The organism is Bradyrhizobium sp. 190 (assembly GCF_023073415.1).
Lineage (GTDB): Bacteria > Pseudomonadota > Alphaproteobacteria > Rhizobiales > Xanthobacteraceae > Bradyrhizobium.
In genome coordinates this window covers 314,430-329,355 of the sequence record NZ_JADPJL010000060.1, presented here as the reverse complement: position 1 = coordinate 329,355, position 14,926 = coordinate 314,430, and the positions used below count along the sequence as shown (strand labels likewise).

13 protein-coding genes are annotated in these 14,926 nt (G+C 61.7%); 7 read left to right on the top strand and 6 right to left on the bottom strand.

From position 1 onward, the window contains the following. Window positions 1–220 precede the first annotated feature (220 nt). The 3 genes from IVB22_RS28790 to IVB22_RS28780 all read left to right on the top strand — a co-directional run bounded on the left by IVB22_RS28790 (window position 221) and on the right by IVB22_RS28780 (window position 4,981). Window positions 221–2,464: a TonB-dependent siderophore receptor gene (locus IVB22_RS28790; RefSeq protein ID WP_247520548.1), complete on the top strand. Its 2,244-nt coding sequence runs from the start codon at window positions 221–223 to the stop codon at window positions 2,462–2,464. Between the two features lie 102 nt (window positions 2,465–2,566). Continuing rightward, window positions 2,567–3,856 (top strand): siderophore utilization protein FsrB, encoded by a 1,290-nt coding sequence (gene fsrB / locus IVB22_RS28785; protein ID WP_247520546.1) that lies wholly within the window; start codon window positions 2,567–2,569, stop codon window positions 3,854–3,856. A gap of 288 nt (window positions 3,857–4,144) precedes the next feature. After that, window positions 4,145–4,981: a glycosyltransferase family 2 protein gene (locus IVB22_RS28780; protein WP_247520545.1), complete on the top strand. Its 837-nt coding sequence runs from the start codon at window positions 4,145–4,147 to the stop codon at window positions 4,979–4,981. Window positions 4,982–5,023: 42 nt separating this feature from the next. Here IVB22_RS28780 and IVB22_RS28775 read toward each other — a convergent pair whose 3' ends face one another. The 3 genes from IVB22_RS28775 to IVB22_RS28765 form a co-directional block, all read right to left on the bottom strand. Beyond that, window positions 5,024–6,217 (bottom strand): aspartate kinase, encoded by a 1,194-nt coding sequence (locus IVB22_RS28775; protein WP_247520544.1) that lies wholly within the window; start codon window positions 6,215–6,217, stop codon window positions 5,024–5,026. 481 nt (window positions 6,218–6,698) lie between these two features. Further along, on the bottom strand, window positions 6,699–7,088 hold the full coding sequence (locus IVB22_RS28770; protein ID WP_247520543.1) for a VOC family protein: 390 nt from the start codon (window positions 7,086–7,088) through the stop codon (window positions 6,699–6,701). A 131-nt stretch (window positions 7,089–7,219) separates the two neighbouring features. Beyond that, the gene (locus tag IVB22_RS28765; protein WP_247520542.1) at window positions 7,220–7,660 is read right to left on the bottom strand and encodes a hypothetical protein; all 441 of its coding nucleotides are present in this window, start codon (window positions 7,658–7,660) and stop codon (window positions 7,220–7,222) included. Between the two features lie 221 nt (window positions 7,661–7,881). Here IVB22_RS28765 and IVB22_RS28760 point away from each other — a divergent pair, with 221 nt between their 5' ends. Together IVB22_RS28760 and IVB22_RS41710 are read left to right on the top strand one after the other, a co-directional pair. Beyond that, on the top strand, window positions 7,882–8,724 hold the full coding sequence (locus IVB22_RS28760) for a GNAT family N-acetyltransferase (RefSeq protein ID WP_247520541.1): 843 nt from the start codon (window positions 7,882–7,884) through the stop codon (window positions 8,722–8,724). A 233-nt stretch (window positions 8,725–8,957) separates the two neighbouring features. Further along, window positions 8,958–9,164, top strand: coding sequence for a hypothetical protein (locus tag IVB22_RS41710; RefSeq protein ID WP_308200472.1), 207 nt, complete (start codon window positions 8,958–8,960; stop codon window positions 9,162–9,164). Between the two features lie 210 nt (window positions 9,165–9,374). Here the strand turns inward: IVB22_RS41710 and IVB22_RS28750 are convergent, their stop codons facing one another. The 3 genes from IVB22_RS28750 to IVB22_RS28740 all read right to left on the bottom strand — a co-directional run bounded on the left by IVB22_RS28750 (window position 9,375) and on the right by IVB22_RS28740 (window position 11,617). Next, a complete protein-coding gene (locus tag IVB22_RS28750) occupies window positions 9,375–10,433 on the bottom strand; it encodes an AI-2E family transporter (RefSeq protein ID WP_247520539.1) in 1,059 nt (352 codons plus the stop codon). Window positions 10,434–10,554: 121 nt separating this feature from the next. Further along, a complete protein-coding gene (locus IVB22_RS28745) occupies window positions 10,555–11,016 on the bottom strand; it encodes a plastocyanin/azurin family copper-binding protein (protein ID WP_247520538.1) in 462 nt (153 codons plus the stop codon). Between the two features lie 145 nt (window positions 11,017–11,161). After that, window positions 11,162–11,617 (bottom strand): hypothetical protein, encoded by a 456-nt coding sequence (locus IVB22_RS28740; protein ID WP_247520537.1) that lies wholly within the window; start codon window positions 11,615–11,617, stop codon window positions 11,162–11,164. A 130-nt stretch (window positions 11,618–11,747) separates the two neighbouring features. Here IVB22_RS28740 and IVB22_RS28735 point away from each other — a divergent pair, with 130 nt between their 5' ends. Next, the gene (locus IVB22_RS28735) at window positions 11,748–12,983 is read left to right on the top strand and encodes an MFS transporter (protein ID WP_247520536.1); all 1,236 of its coding nucleotides are present in this window, start codon (window positions 11,748–11,750) and stop codon (window positions 12,981–12,983) included. Between the two features lie 142 nt (window positions 12,984–13,125). Further along, entirely contained in the window at window positions 13,126–14,868 is a 1,743-nt protein-coding gene (locus IVB22_RS28730; protein WP_247520535.1) for a patatin-like phospholipase family protein, read from the top strand. Window positions 14,869–14,926: the final 58 nt, after the last annotated feature.

Sequence of the window (14,926 nt, the reverse complement as noted above, 5' to 3'; positions counted from 1 at the left end):
TTTGACGGTGGCGCGAACGACGTCGGCGAATCGGATGAACAGCGCGATCTTGACCGCGCAATCTGGAGGAATTCTAGCAACCGCCCATCGTACTCCGAGGAAGCCTGCGTTAGAGCGAGGCACGAAAAATCATACCCGGCCAAGCCGGCAAGCCTCGGGATACAGCGTGATACCAACAGAGTTCCATTCGCTTTTCGCCACTCGACTTCAACCGATACGAATGATCTGCCTCGGGGCAGTCAGCGGACTTGCACTCTCCCTGCCGACGGGCGTGGCGCTGGCGCAGTCATCGCTGCCTGCGGTCACGGTGGACGCGCCGCAGGAACGCGCGCGTCCGTCCGCGGCCCGACCATCCCGCCGTGCTGCAACCACGCGCGCCGCGCGCGCCAATCGCGCAGGCCGCGCGCCGCAGGAGGCGCCGGCTGCGGCAGCATCGGGCCCCGGCGCCGGCGAGCGCGCCAATGGCCCGGTACGCGGATTCGTCGCAACCCGCACCGGCACCGCGACCAAGACCGACACGCCGATCATCGAAACCCCGCAGTCGATTTCAGTCGTCACCACCGACCAGATCAGAAATCAGGGCGCCGAATCAGTCGGCGCTGCGCTGCGCTATACCGCTGGTGTCAGTGGCGACGTCAACGGCGGCTCTGATACGCGGTTCGGGGGCTTGCAGATCCGCGGTTTCGACATGACCATGCCGGGCCTCTACCTCGATGGCCTCCGGCTGCCGAGCAGCAACTATGTGCACTTCCTCGGTCTCGAGGCCTACGGCGCCGAGCGCCTCGAAGTGCTGAAGGGGCCGTCCTCGGTGATGTACGGCGGCAGCGGCACCGGCGGCATTCTCAACTATGTCAGCAAGCTTCCCACGGCCTACCAGTTCGGCGAAATGTCGGTGTCGGGCGGCAGCTTCAATCGCTACCAGGGCCAGTTCGACGTTGGCGGTCCCGCCAACAAGGAAGGCACCGTGTTGTGGCGCCTGACCGGCGTTGTCCGCGATGGCGAAACCCAGGTCGATTTCACCAAGGACAACCGCGTTTTCATCGCACCCGCGGTGACGTTCAAGCCGAACGACGACACCACCATTACGCTGCTGGCCAACTATCAAAAGGACACGACCGGCTGGGGTCTGCAATTCCTGCCGGCATCCGGCACCGCGTTCGCCAATAACGGCCGTTTCATCCGGAATACTTTTTTCGGCGGTGAGCCGAATTTCAACCAGTTCGACACCGAACTGGCCTCGGCCGGTTATTTGCTCTCGCACGATATCAACGAGGCCCTCACCTTCCGGCAGAACCTGCGCTATGCGTGGATGCACAACGAACAACGCAGCTTCTACGGCACCGGCTACCTCACGCCGGCCGACGAAGCCGCAGGCCTGATGTCGCGCTATGGCGCAGGCGGTGCATCGACCATCAACTCCTTCGCGGTCGATAACCAGCTCCAGGGCAAATTCGTCACCGGCATCCTGAGCCACACCACGTTGTTCGGCATCGACTACCGTAATACGTCGTTCCGGGACGCGGCTTCAGGTTACAGCACCGGCAAGATCAACGTATTTGCGCCGGTCTATACCAACACATGGACCAATGACGGCCCCTACGACGACAAGGGCATCAAGCAGTCTCAGCTCGGGTTCTACGCGCAGGACCAGATCAAGCTCGGCCGGCTCTCGTTCCTGCTGGGCGGCCGGCAGGACTTCGCCTCGACCGATCTCGACAATTTCCTCGCCGGGACTTCCGCGAAAACCGACGCCTCGGCATTCACGCGTCGTGCTGCCGTGATATACAATTTCGATAACGGAATCGCACCGTACTTCAGCTACGCCGAATCGTTCCTGCCGGTGCTCAACGTCAACGCCGCGGGCGAGCTGCTGAAGCCGGAAACCGGCGTCCAGTATGAAGTCGGCGTGAAGTATCAGCCCGTCGGGATCAATGCGCTGATCACGCTGGCGGCCTTCGACCTGACGCGGTCCAATGTCGTCACCTTCGGATCTGCTCCGCCATTCGCTGCCGAGCAGAAAGGGCAGGTGAACTCGCGCGGCATGGAACTCGAAGGCACCGCCACCCTGACGGAAGGTTTCAACGTCCGTGGCGCCTATTCCTACATCGACGCCGTCGTCACCCAGGATCCTGTGAACGTCGGCAAGGCGCCGACCACGGTGCCGCTCAACCGGTTCTCGCTGTGGACTGACTACACGCTGCAGGGTGGCCCGCTCGCCGGCGTTCAGGTCGGCGGCGGCGTTCGCTATGTCGGTTCGACCTTCGGCGACGATGCCAACACCTTCAAGGTACAGGCGTCGACGGCGGTCGATGCGCTGCTCGCCTACACCAGGGACAATTATCGCCTGGCGCTGAACGTCACCAATATCGCCGACACCCGCTATGTCGCGGCCTGTTACGGCTACACGAGCTGCTTCTATGCCGAAGGGCGCAAGGCGATCGCCAAACTGACCTATCGATGGTAAGTCGGCCACGAAACACCACGACGGATACGTCACCGCCGGTCAACCGACCGGCGGTGACGACGTTTGATAATTGAGGCAACTTCAACAGCACGGGCGAAGGCCATGAGATCGATCTTCGGGCGACTCCATCGCTGGGCCGGACTTCTCACCGCCGGCTTTCTGTTCTTTTCGGGCATCACCGGCGCGATCATCTCGTGGGATCATGCGATCGACGATGCGCTGAACCAGGAACTGTTCGACGTGACGAGCAGCGGTCCCGCAATTCCCTCCGTCGATCTCGTCAAGCTGATCGAGCAGCGCGATCCGCGCGCGCGCGTCGTCCACATGTTCATGACGCCGGAAAAAGATCATTCGCTGTGGTTCTTCGTGCTGCCGCGGATCGACCCGGCCACCGGCAAGCGATTTAGCCTCGATTACAATCAGATATTCCTCGATCCCAACACCGGCGCGGAACTCGGGCGGCGCTACTGGGGCGCGGTGTGGCCGGTGACGCGCGCCACCTTCGTCTCGTTCCTCTACAAGCTGCACTACACCATGCACATCCCGGAGTTCTGGGGCAGCGATCGCTGGGGCATGCGCGTGCTTGGCGTCATCGCCATCATCTGGACCATCGATTGCTTCGTCGGTTTTTATCTGACGCTGCCGTCCCGTCGCCGTGCCAAAGCGGGGCGAGCGCCTTCCGTTGAGCGCGAACTCGGCCGTGGGTTCTGGGCGCGCTGGGCGCCGGCCTGGAAGATCAAGACCTCTGGCAGCGCCTATCGAATAAATTTCGACATCCACCGTGCCTTCAGCCTGTGGACCTGGGCGCTGTTGTTTGTGATCGCCTTTACGGCGTTCTCGCTCAACCTTTACTTCGAGGTGTTCTCGCCTCTGATGAAGACGGTGTCGAACTACACCCCGACGCCGTATGAGCAGCGTCCTTATCGGCATCTCGACGATCCGATCGAGCCCAAGGTCACCTTTGCCGACATCGCCGCGCGTGCGGAGGCCGACGGCAAGCGCCGCGGATGGACCACGCCGGTCGGCTCGATCAACTATGGCCCGGCCCACGGCGTATATGCCGCGGCCTTCTTCCACCCCGGCGACGATCATGGCGCCGGCGGCGTCGGCCCGGCGCAGCTTTATTACGACAGCGAGGACGGCCGCCCGATCGGCGAGAGACTGCCGTGGGTCGGGACCGCCGCCGATATCTTCGTGCAGGCGCAATTCCCGCTGCACTCCGGCCGTATCGTAGGAATACCCGGCCGCATCCTGATCTCAATCATGGGGCTGGTCGTTGCAGCGTTGTCGGTGACCGGCGTCGTGATCTGGTGGCGCAAGCGCCGTGCCCGTGTCCGGGTGCGCGAGACCGCTGCAATACGCTCAGACGGACAGCTTGCGCCCGCGGAATAGCGAGGCCGTTGCGCATCGTCGCGTGTGACTGTCCAGGGTCGGGAGCGAAAACTTGTGTCTGAGGTCCCGCAGTGAGCGGCCTTCGGGAAATAGCTGCGTAAAAACTGAAACTCACAGCAACATCGTTTGAACTGGAACGATGTCCGGGCCGAACTGACTACGGGGGTTCTCGTCGCTCATCGGCGGAGTTCCGCCGGCAACATCCGTCCTGCGATTCTTAACCCTTGCGGTTACTGCGCCCGCCTACCATCATTGGTGCCAACTCTTTCTCGCAGCCGGGTGGTGATCATGCTGGGCACGAGTAGTTGGCAGCTCCGCGACGGTGAGCAGATCATTGCCTGCAATGAAAGCCTGTTCGGCCATAGCCACTTCTTGATCGGAATCACCCGCGTTCGCAATGAAGCGCTTGTCCTCCGGGACACGCTGGACTACGTCGGCAAACACGTCGATGCGATAGTCGCCTATGATGACGCGAGTACGGATCGAACGCTGGAGATTCTTGGCGGGCACCCGAAAGTCGCTCTGATCGTGACAAATCGGTCGTGGGAAGCGGACATCGAGGCACGCCGGATTGCCGAGGGTCGACATCGCGGACTTTTACTTCAGACGGCGCGCGAACATTTGCGGTTCGATTGGATGTTTTGCTTCGATGCGGATGAGCGCGTTACCGGAGATCTGCGCGGATACATGGAACGAACGCATTCCAGCGATTGCGATGGCGTGCGGGTTCAACTGTTCGACGCCTATATGACGCCTGACGATCATGCACCCTATCAAGCCGATCGCGAACTACTGGGCTTTCGTCGCTTCTTCGGCCCGGAACGGCGAGACATTCTGATGTTGTGGCGAAACCGGTTGGAGGTCTTTTTCGCGAAGCATCATGGGCGAGAGCCGGGAGGTGTTGAACACGTGGAGACCGGTCTGTACTGCCAACACTATGGTAAGTCGTTGTCGGTCGAACATTGGGAAGAGACTTGCGAATACTACTTGCGACACTTTCCGTTCGATAGTTACGGACGAAAATGGCGCGATCGCAAAGGTCGAGCAATCCACAACCAATCCGACTTCCTGCGGCCCCTGTATGAGTGGGGTGACACGCTCTTCGCGAATGCGGTGAAGATATGACTCGTCCGAAAATCGAACGTGCCTCCCGCTTCGAACGGTCAACTAGATCAGCGAATGCAAAGCCTTGACCGCGGCCTCGCGGCTCTCCGCAGGAACAATCAGATTCACCGAATGCGGTGACAAAATATATTTGTCGGCGACAATTCCATGATGCTTCAGAATCTGAAGCGCCTTGAACGGCAAGTCTGAGGAAACGCCGCCGAAGCAAGTGAGGCTCACCGAACTCAAGGTCTCACGCTGTTGGCGCAAGTCTTCACTCCCCTCCAGCGTGCGCAGCAGAGCGTCAAGCGACTCCGAATCGGAAGTCATCATGATGCGGGTTTTTCCGGCGGTGAAAGCCGAGGCGAGGAGTTGCGGCCAGGATAAGCCGTTCTGCTTGAGATGCTCTGCGAATTTCTCAAAGCCTTGATTGAGATCCGTCGAATCGACCTCCACATGCTCAACGCGAGCCGTCGAGTTGACGGCCAATACCTTTCCGTTTTCCATCCCCATAACCTCTCTCATCACTTGCGTGCTGTGTTCAGCGCCGCCCAGTTTTTTCAAGACCAAAGGAACGTTTTGGCTTTGTGCCAGCTCCACGCTGCGAAAATGCAGGACCTTGGCGCCCCAAAAACACATTTCGGATAGCGACGCGAAATCCAGCTGACGCAAGGGTTTTGAATTCGCCACGATGCGCGGATCGGCCGAGCAAACTCCGTCGACCTCCTTGATAATCTCGCAGCGCTCCGCTTTCAGTGCCGCTGCCATGGCAACCGCGGTGGTGTCGCTGCCGCCTCGGCCGAGCGTGGTGATTTCCTTGGTCACCGGGTTCACGCCCTGAAAGCCGGCCAATACCACGATGCGTCCGCGGTCGAGTTCTTCGCGCACGCGAACGGGCCGTACATCCAAAATGCGCGCGGAAGAGTGGGACTCGTCGGTCATCACTCCGGCCTGGCTGCCGGTAAAACTAATCGCCGGAACGCCTAAATCGGACAGCGCCATGCTCATGAGAGACATACTGATGCGCTCGCCGGTGGTTAACAGCATATCGAGTTCCCGGCGATTGGGATGCGGGCTTACCTGATAGGCCATCTTGATAAGTTCATCGGTGGTCTTTCCCATCGCTGAAACGATCGCAACGACCCGATGACCACGCCTGTGTAGATCGGCGAGACTGCCCGCGACCGCGCGGATTTTCGCCGGTGTTTCAAGACAGGCGCCGCCGTACTTCTGCACGATGATGGGATTATTGCGCATCCTACTTTCAGAAATACCCCGAGAGAGCCCTGCGCGCCAGCACGAACAAGCTGCGACGCGCGCGGCCGCAAGCCTACGGCATACCGCTAGACAGTGCACTAGTCATCCGGCCGACAATCGCCGGAGTAGAATCTACCGCCCCAACGACATCCGATCGATCCTCGTCGTCCCGGCATCAGAGAACGCCTGTCCGTCTGCACCAGTTCGAGGGCATCCACGCAAAAGCTGCCGAAGTCGGTCGTGCCCGATTGCGGCGGGATGTGTTGCTGGCGTCGAACCGCAGACAGGCGGAGCGCGAAGGATGCGACGCGACGGCACGCCGTCTGATTGGCCCTCCCAAACTCCTCTGGCGCGGCCGCCATTGCGCCGTAGCCCGGATGGAGCGAAGCGCAATCCGGGATAAATCTGTCAGCTCGCGAGATGGCCCCGGATTACGCTGCGCTCCATCCGGGCTACGAAGAGGCGTGCCTCGCCGCTGGCCTCACGGATTCCATCCGCCGCTGCCATAGGGGCGGGTGATGACTTCAAGGAGGTGACCGTTGAGGTCCTCGAAGTAGACACCGCGTCCGCCGTCGTGATGATTGATCTCGCCGGGTTGCTTGCGCGCCGGATCGGCCCAGTAGGCGAGCTTGCGTTCGCGAACGCGGCCGAAAATCTCGTCGAATTCGGGTTCGCTGACCAGAAACGCGTAATGCTGTGGTGCGATTTCGCCGGTGTCCATGTAATCGAGATAGGCGCCGTTCTCGGTGATGACCATCTCGAATGGCCCCCAGTGCTTCGGGGCTGGAAGGTTCAACATCTCGGTGAGGAATTTCGCTGAGGCCTTGCTGTCGCGTGCCGACAGGATGGTGTGGTTGAAATGGACCGCCATGTCGCTTCTCCCTGGATAAGCGTTATTGCCCAACGGCTCCAACGCTTAACCAGTGTAACTTCGGTTGAGTTCCATTTTGGAAATGCACTCAAATCGCTTTGGACAGGCGCGTAGGCCGCGCGATGACGCGGCTAGTCGCAGTAGCCCCACCTGCCATAGCCGTCGTCGCATCGCGCCCGCGCACGGTAGGGCACGGGCAGCGGCGGCCGCGGCGCATATTCATAGTCGTATTCCTGCGCGGAGTAACGCTCGCGAGCGTAGTGACGCTCTGGAGCGTAGTAACGCTCGGGATAAGCGGGCGCGCGGTCGACATAGACCGGCTGCGCGGCGTAGGCCGGTCCGTACTCGCCATAGACCGCTGCCGGTGCACGATATGCAGGGGCACGATATCCGTAACCGTAACCGGGTTCCGCGTAGGGCGCTTGTCGATAGGTCGGTCCCGGACGCACATAGACGTTTGCGGAAGGTGCATAGATTCCACCCGGCGCCACGTAGACGGATGACAGGTCGCTGGCCGCGCCGGCCGCCGAGTACAGCACAACAAAGGCCAGCGTGAGCGATGATCGGTACATGTGTGTCGCCTCCAACAATGCAGCCCCGCCAACCAGCATATGATTAATTTTCGCTAAACAATTCGCAGGGCGCAATGATATTCTTCGCGAAGAAGTGTGCCATTTCTGGACTGCACACAGTGCATCTGCATCGCTGATCGAGTACGTGGACGGAACGCAATTCCCGGAAGGGCAAGTCGCTCTTCGTCATGACGACTGAAGACACGCGAGGATCGCCCGCCATGAACGACTTCACCATCCGAACCATGCGGCCCGGCGAAATCCCGATCGCCATGGACTGGGCTGCGGCGGAAGGGTGGAATCCCGGCTTCGCCGACGCCGCCTGCTTTGCGTCTGTCGATCCCGACGGCTTCCTCATCGGCGAGCTCGATGGCGCACCGGCCGCGACGGTCTCCTGCGTCAATTACGACGCTGGCTTTGCCTTTCTCGGCTTTTACATCGTGCGAGCGGATTTGCGCGGCAGGGGTTTTGGCTTGCGGATATGGAATGCGGCCATCGCGCACGCCGGCGCGCGCGTGATCGGGCTCGATGGCGTGACGGCGCAGCAGGAGAACTACAGGAAATCCGGGTTCGCGCTCGCTTACGCCAACGTGCGTTACGGTGGCACGGTTGCGGCGCCCGCCGCGCCGCAGGCCGAAATCATTGCGCTGTCCGATGTCCCGTTCGCGGCTGTCGAGACGGACGACGCCACCGTGTTTCCCGCGCCGCGATCTGCGTTCCTGCGGGCCTGGATCGGTTCGCCCTCGCATATCGGTTACGCGCTCGTGCGGGATGGCCGGCTTGCCGGCTGGGGCGTGGTCCGTCCGTGCCGCAAGGGTTTCAAGATCGGCCCGCTGGTGGCCGACAATCGCGCCATCGCGGAAACGGTTTTGTCGGCGTTGCTCGCCAGGATCGGCGGTGGCGAAATTTTTCTGGACGTTCCCGGCATCAATCGCGAGGCGACCGCGCTGGCGCAAGATTTTGGTCTAGCGCCGGTGTTCGAGACGGCCCGCATGTACACCGGCGCGATTCCGCCGTTGCGGCTGGAGCGGGTGTTTGGCGTCACCAGTTTTGAGCTGGGGTAGGGCTGCCGGGATCGACGAGGACACTTGCCCAATCATGCCCAGTTCCCAGGGAACGGGAAGCACACTCGCTTGTTAACGCCGATGGATCGTTTTTATCTGCATATCATCTGCGCGAGCGTTCTGGTGCTCGTGACCGCGTTTGCGCTGGGAACGCCTGGATTGAATTCCGAAGGCCCACCCGAGAAAGCACTTTTGCTGCGGGTCGCTTCCCGATGAAGCGGCGGATGGTTCCAATGTTTGATGACCTACAGGAGGCAGTGCGGCGGCGTGCTACCCGAGAGAAGTTCTCACTTCGGCGCGTGCTGACCGGCAGACGTAAGCCATTGGTCCATGTGGGCAGCCGCTTCAGCCTGTCGCGCTCTGCGGAGAAGCCGTTCGCGCTCAATGCCGGGCGGGGTGCCTCGCGCTTCTTTTCGCAGGCGCAGCGCTTGATCGGCTAAGCGTTGATCCAGTGGCGAGGTTTGTTTTACACGGCGTCGTCGCTGCACGGTGCTACTCCACATACGAGAGAAGGCGAGAGCGCTGACAGCGCTCTCATCACCGATAGTGTCCATGGGACAGTGCGGTGATGATGGAGCCTAGGCCTCCCTCGGATGTGACGTCAGTTCACTAGTGCACACAGCGCGCCTGCGGCACGAAACGGCAGACGGCTAGGCGCCATCCTGCGACGCCCGCCGCGATACGCCGAATATTTCCCAACTCACCATGAACATCGCGGCGATCAACGGCCCGATGACAAAGCCGTTGAGGCCGAACACGTCGATGCCGCCCAGCGTGGAGATCAGCACGATGTAGTCCGGCAGCTTGGAGCCCTTGCCGACCAGGAAGGGACGCAGCAGATTGTCCACCAGTCCGATGACGAGCACGCCATACAGGATCAATCCGATGCCCTGCCAGATGGCGCCGGTCGCCAGGAAGTAGATCGCGACCGGAAGCCAGACCAGCGTGGCGCCGATCGCAGGGATCAGCGACAGAAACGCCATCAGCACGCCCCATAGCAGGGCTGCGTGGATTCCGAGGAACCAGAACGCGATGCCGCCGAGCGCGCCTTGCACCATCGCAACGAGGATGCCGCCCTTCACGGTCGCGCGAACGACGTCGGCGAAGCGTGTGAACAGCGCGGCCTTCTGATCGTTGCGAAGCGGAATGGCATCCTTGATCCGTTCGGCCAGCGCCCGGCCGTCACGCAACAGGAAGAACAACAAATAGAGCATGATGCCGAGGCCGATCACGAAGTCGAACGTGTTCACGCCGATGCTGAGGGCCTGCGGGGCGAGAACCTGCCCGCCCTTCATCAGGCCGGACGCGAGCTTTTCGCGCAGCGCCGAAAAATCGGCGAGGTTGGCACGCTCGAGCAATCCGGTGGCCCAGGCCGGCAGGGCGTCCAATATCCGCTGCAGGTAGCTGCCGAAATTGTACTCTCCCGACTGGATCTTCGCGAAAAGGCTTGACGCCTCCTGCACCAGGGAAGCCGCGATCATCGCCAGCGGCAGGATGACCATGGCGATGATAATCAGAACGGTGACCGCGGCCGCGAGGCTTGGCCTGCCCTGCATCGATTGCAGCAGCCTTCGATAGACCGGTGCGAAAAGCACCGCCACGACGATCGCCCAGAGAACGGCGCCATAGAACGGGTACAGCACCCAGGCGAACGCCAGGGTGACGGCCGTGAGCAGCAACAGAAAACCTTGATGTTCGATTCTTTGCACGGCTGTCTCGTTTTCCCAGCTTTCGGATTGGGCCCGGTTGTAGTGGATCAGGGGCGACGAAAACAGGAACTTTTGCGCCGCTTGCCGCCTTCGCTTTACCTATGGCTCATTTCACCGGGGCCTATTTCACCAGGATCTGGCCGACCATGCCGGCCTCGCGATGCCCGGGGATCAGGCACGCATATTCGAACGTGCCGGCGTGAGTGAACTTCCAGAGGATCTCAGCCGATTTCTTCGGTGCAAGCCGAACGCCGTTCGGTTCGTCATGTTCCATATGCGGGTTCTCCATCATCGCCTTGGCGTGTTTCAGATTTTCTGCCGTGGTGGCGAGCAGGAATTCGTGATCGTCGGCGCCGGTATTGCGGATCACAAAGCGGATCTGTTCGCCGCGCTTCACCTCGATGCGGGCGGGCGCGTAGGCCATCTCGCTCATCCCGACCTCGATGGTGCGGGAAGGTTTTTTGGGGTCGCCGGGCTCGCCCGCCGCATAGCTTGGGTGGACGTGCTGCTCATGGCTGTGCGCTAGACGCGGCAGGGCTGAAAGCGCTGATAGCGCCAGCAGGATTGTCACAATGGTTTTCATCCGATGTTCCTTCTCGTGTTTTTTCCGAATGCGCTGCGCAATGGCGCGAGACGCCGCAAACTGCGCAGACATGATTGAATTCTCCGACGGAGCACGGCCATGCGCGCGCGCTCGCAAGCCGCTTCTGCCCGCTCGTTACGTCAGGTCAGGCGATGGGAGGGCGGTAGAGCAGAGGGGGCGCCTTGCCCGGCAGGCGCTGAAAATTTTCGGCAACGCAGAGCGAGATCGGCTGCGAGGGTTTTTCAACCGCAGGCGGATCGACCGCGATCGCCGAAACGCACAGCATGGCACAGCACGGTCCTGGCGAACCCTTGTCGTCGTGCTGATGCTTCGTGTGTTCTTGCGTGGCGTGGCCGGCATCGGCGTGATGCATCTCATTCTCATCCGCTTGCATCGCATGATGCTGGTGCGAGGCCGCGTACTGCGGCTGAACACCGTCATGCACATGCGCGGCGGCCGCCATCCCGGACTGATGCGCGAGGCACGACGCGGCATCGCCAACCGCCAGCGCGACGCCGGGTGCGAGCACGCAAAACAGGTAGAGCAGGGCGACAAACCACCCTGCCTTGGCGCGCACCGGCCTCGTCAAGCGAACGAACATGGCGGCAAACTAATGCCGTCAGCCGATTCAGCCAAGGCATTGAGGGCTGCTGCCCCATCACATCTGCATGCCCAATATCGCGGCAATGTGGCTTGACGTTAGGCGATTTGCCACCGAAGTTGCCTCCGCCGTGGCAATTTCTTCCGAACTCACCCGTGATTCCGACCTGTTCGTTCCCGACTCGCGCCGGGCATGGACCCGGCTTGCCGTCGCCGTGCTGATCGGTTCGCTCGGCAGTGTCGGCATGTGGTCGGTAGTGGTGGCACTTCCCGTGGTGCAGACCGAGTTCGCCGCGAGCCGCGGCACCGCCTCGCTGGCGTTTACGATGATCATGCTCGGATTCGGTTCCGGTGCGGTGCTGACCGGCAAGATCACCGACCGCTACGGCATCGTCACCGCCATCGGGCTCGGCATCGGCATTTTGGGCTTGGGCTATGTCGTCGCGGGGATGTCCTCCACGATCTGGCAATTCATCCTGGTGCATTTCGCGATCGGGCTGTCCTCGTCGGCCACCTTCGGACCATTGATGGCGGAAGCCTCGCACTGGTTCGACCGCTACCGGGGGCTTGCGGTCGCCGTTGCCGCCAGCGGCAATTACATCGGCGGCGCGATCTGGCCGCCGCTGGTCAACCACGGCATTGAGACGATGGGCTGGCGCACCACCCACATCGCGCTCGGCATCTTCACGGCGGTGGCGATGACGCTGGCGCTGATCGGCTTGCGGATGCTGATGGGGGCGGGGGCGCAGCGCAACCATGAAAACGCGCCGCCGCCGCGCGTCGACTTGCGGCTTTCCACCAATGCGCTGACGGTGATCCTGTCGCTCGCGGCGATTGCCTGCTGCGTGGCGATGTCGATGCCGCAGGTCCATATCGTCGCTTATTGCAGCGATCTCGGCTATGGCGTGGCGCGCGGCGCCGAGATGCTGTCGCTGATGCTGGGTTTTGGCATCATCAGCCGCATCGGTTCGGGCTTTCTCGCCGACAAGATCGGCGGCATCCGCACGCTCCTGATAGGCTCGGTGGCGCAGGGCACCGCCCTGTTGTTCTATTTGTTCTTCGACGGCCTGACCTCGCTCTACATCGTCTCCGCGATGTTCGGCCTGTTCCAGGGTGGCATCGTGCCGAGCTACGCCATCATCGTGCGCGAGGCGATGCCGGCGTCGGAGGCCGCGACACGGGTGGGCATCGTGATCTTCGCTTCCGTGTTCGGCATGTCGTTCGGCGGCTGGGTTTCGGGCGCGATCTTCGACGCCACCGGCTCCTACAGCGCGGCGTTCGCCAACGGGCTGGCGTGGAACGCGCTCAACATTGCGATCATGCTGCTGCTGTTGATGCGCGCGCGGCAGCGGCTGGCGATGGCGTAAGGCCATATCGACGCAACTTTTTCCCGCAAGCTTTCCCGAGCAGGGCAAGCGGCCGGCCGCGACGCAACAACGCGGAGCGCGTCATTCTACTTGAGATTGACCCTGCCGCGTAGCACCATGCACCTTTTCCGTGGAGGTGATCATGGCAGACCAGGTGTCGCGATACGGGAAGCCCGAGAAAACCTGCGACATCGTCATGAAGGGTGGGATCACGAGCGGGGTGGTCTATCCGCTTGCACTGGCAGCCCTGGCCGAAAAGTATCGATTTTCAAACATCGGGGGTACGTCGGCCGGAGCCATTGCTGCTGCTGCGGCGGCCGCGGCGGAGTATGGGCGTCATACTCCGGGCGGCGGGTTCGATCGGCTGGCCAAGATTCCAAACGAGGTGGGACCGGGCCTGCTCTCCATGTTTCAACCGGCGCCGCCGCTAAAGCCGCTGTTCAATATATTCATCGCCGCGCTCAAATCGGGGTCGGGACGGCGCTTTGCGATGATCTGGTCCGCGATCCGCGGATACTGGTTGAGCGCCTTGTTTGGTCTCGCACCGGGCGTCGCCGTTGTTGCGGCCGCCTGGTGGTATGGCAACGGTATCGGTTTCATGGCGTTCGGCGCGCTGCTTGCGTTCATCGGCCTCGTCGTCGTGATCGTTCGGCGGCTGCTGAGAGCCGCCCAGGTCGAACTCCCCGCCAGCGACTTCGGCCTTTGCCCCGGCATCAGCCAGCCCTATTCGTCGTCCGAGGGATTCACCGACTGGCTCGCGCGGCTGATCAATGAGGCCGCGGGGCGCACGACGACGGACGAGCCGCTGACCTTCGGCGATTTATCTGCAAAGCATGACGGCCGGCCGGCCATTCGGCTGGCGATGGTGACGACCAGCCTGATGGAGCAACGCCCTTACACGTTGCCGTTCCCGGAGAGCGACCACCGCTTCGTGTTTGCAAAGAGCGAATGGGCGCGAATTTTTCCTCGCTGGATCATGGAATTTCTCACCCGCAAATGCACCCCTCTCGAAGAGCAAGCCGAGGGTTCCGTCGAGTACTACTACTTTCCTGATCCGACACGACTTCCGCTCATTGTTGGCGCCCGGATGAGCCTGAGCTTTCCGTTCCTGATATCCGCGGTGCCGTTGTGGCGCCGCGACTTCACGCTCGTCGACGCGGCCGAACAACAAAAGCTGCGACGATGCCTGTTCAGCGACGGCGGACTGTCGAGCAATTTTCCGATTCATTTTTTCGATCGTCTCCTGCCGAACAATCCGACATTCGCAATCTCCCTCGATGACTACTACGAGAAGCGAAGCCAGGGCCGCCCTCCCGTCTGGCTGCCGAAAAGCGCCCGCAGTGGAATCCTGTTGCCGGTTCAACCGATCGACGGGCTGAGCGGATTCGCGATGCGGCTGGTGATGTCGGCCAAGGACTGGCAGGACAATATGCAGAGCACGCTCCCTGGATACCGTGAGCGCATCGCGCATGTCGTCCTCAAGCCGGAGCAGGGCGGACTTAATCTGACCATGGACGAAGCAACCATACGGCAACTCGTGCAATTTGGCGAACAGGCGGGTGAGAAACTCAGGGACGAGTTCGACCTTGATGCCCATCGCTGGCGGCGTTTCCTGGTCGCCATGGCGCGGATGGAAGAAACCCTCGACGACGTCGAGCAGGCCCATCAAGACCTGCCGGATGGTTCTGAAGGATTTGCGCGCTTCCTCGCCCGATACGGCGCGGTTGCGACCTCCTACAAGCAGGATCCGCCAAGACTCGCCGAGATGATCAAGCGGGCGGCGGAACTGGCTGCCTGTGGAGAGAACTGGCGCGCAAAGCCCACCATTCGCGAGGGCACTTTGCCAAAGCCCGGCGCCAATCTCCGGATCACGCCGAAATATTGACCGTGACCGGCAAGCCTTCGCGCTAGCAAGCCTTGGCGCCGGCGGTCGTCCGCCATGG

Excerpts from the sequence above, each read along its gene's own strand:
- IVB22_RS28790 (WP_247520548.1), top strand. The coding sequence starts at position 221 with ATGATCTGCCTCGGGGCAGTCAGCGGACTTGCACTCTCCCTGCCGACG.
- fsrB (WP_247520546.1), top strand. The coding sequence starts at position 2,567 with ATGAGATCGATCTTCGGGCGACTCCATCGCTGGGCCGGACTTCTCACC.
- IVB22_RS28780 (WP_247520545.1), top strand. The coding sequence starts at position 4,145 with ATGCTGGGCACGAGTAGTTGGCAGCTCCGCGACGGTGAGCAGATCATT.
- IVB22_RS28775 (WP_247520544.1), bottom strand. The coding sequence starts at position 6,217 with ATGCGCAATAATCCCATCATCGTGCAGAAGTACGGCGGCGCCTGTCTT.
- IVB22_RS28770 (WP_247520543.1), bottom strand. The coding sequence starts at position 7,088 with ATGGCGGTCCATTTCAACCACACCATCCTGTCGGCACGCGACAGCAAG.
- IVB22_RS28765 (WP_247520542.1), bottom strand. The coding sequence starts at position 7,660 with ATGTACCGATCATCGCTCACGCTGGCCTTTGTTGTGCTGTACTCGGCG.
- IVB22_RS28760 (WP_247520541.1), top strand. The coding sequence starts at position 7,882 with ATGAACGACTTCACCATCCGAACCATGCGGCCCGGCGAAATCCCGATC.
- IVB22_RS41710 (WP_308200472.1), top strand. The coding sequence starts at position 8,958 with ATGTTTGATGACCTACAGGAGGCAGTGCGGCGGCGTGCTACCCGAGAG.
- IVB22_RS28745 (WP_247520538.1), bottom strand. The coding sequence starts at position 11,016 with ATGAAAACCATTGTGACAATCCTGCTGGCGCTATCAGCGCTTTCAGCC.
- IVB22_RS28740 (WP_247520537.1), bottom strand. The coding sequence starts at position 11,617 with ATGTTCGTTCGCTTGACGAGGCCGGTGCGCGCCAAGGCAGGGTGGTTT.
- IVB22_RS28730 (WP_247520535.1), top strand. The coding sequence starts at position 13,126 with ATGGCAGACCAGGTGTCGCGATACGGGAAGCCCGAGAAAACCTGCGAC.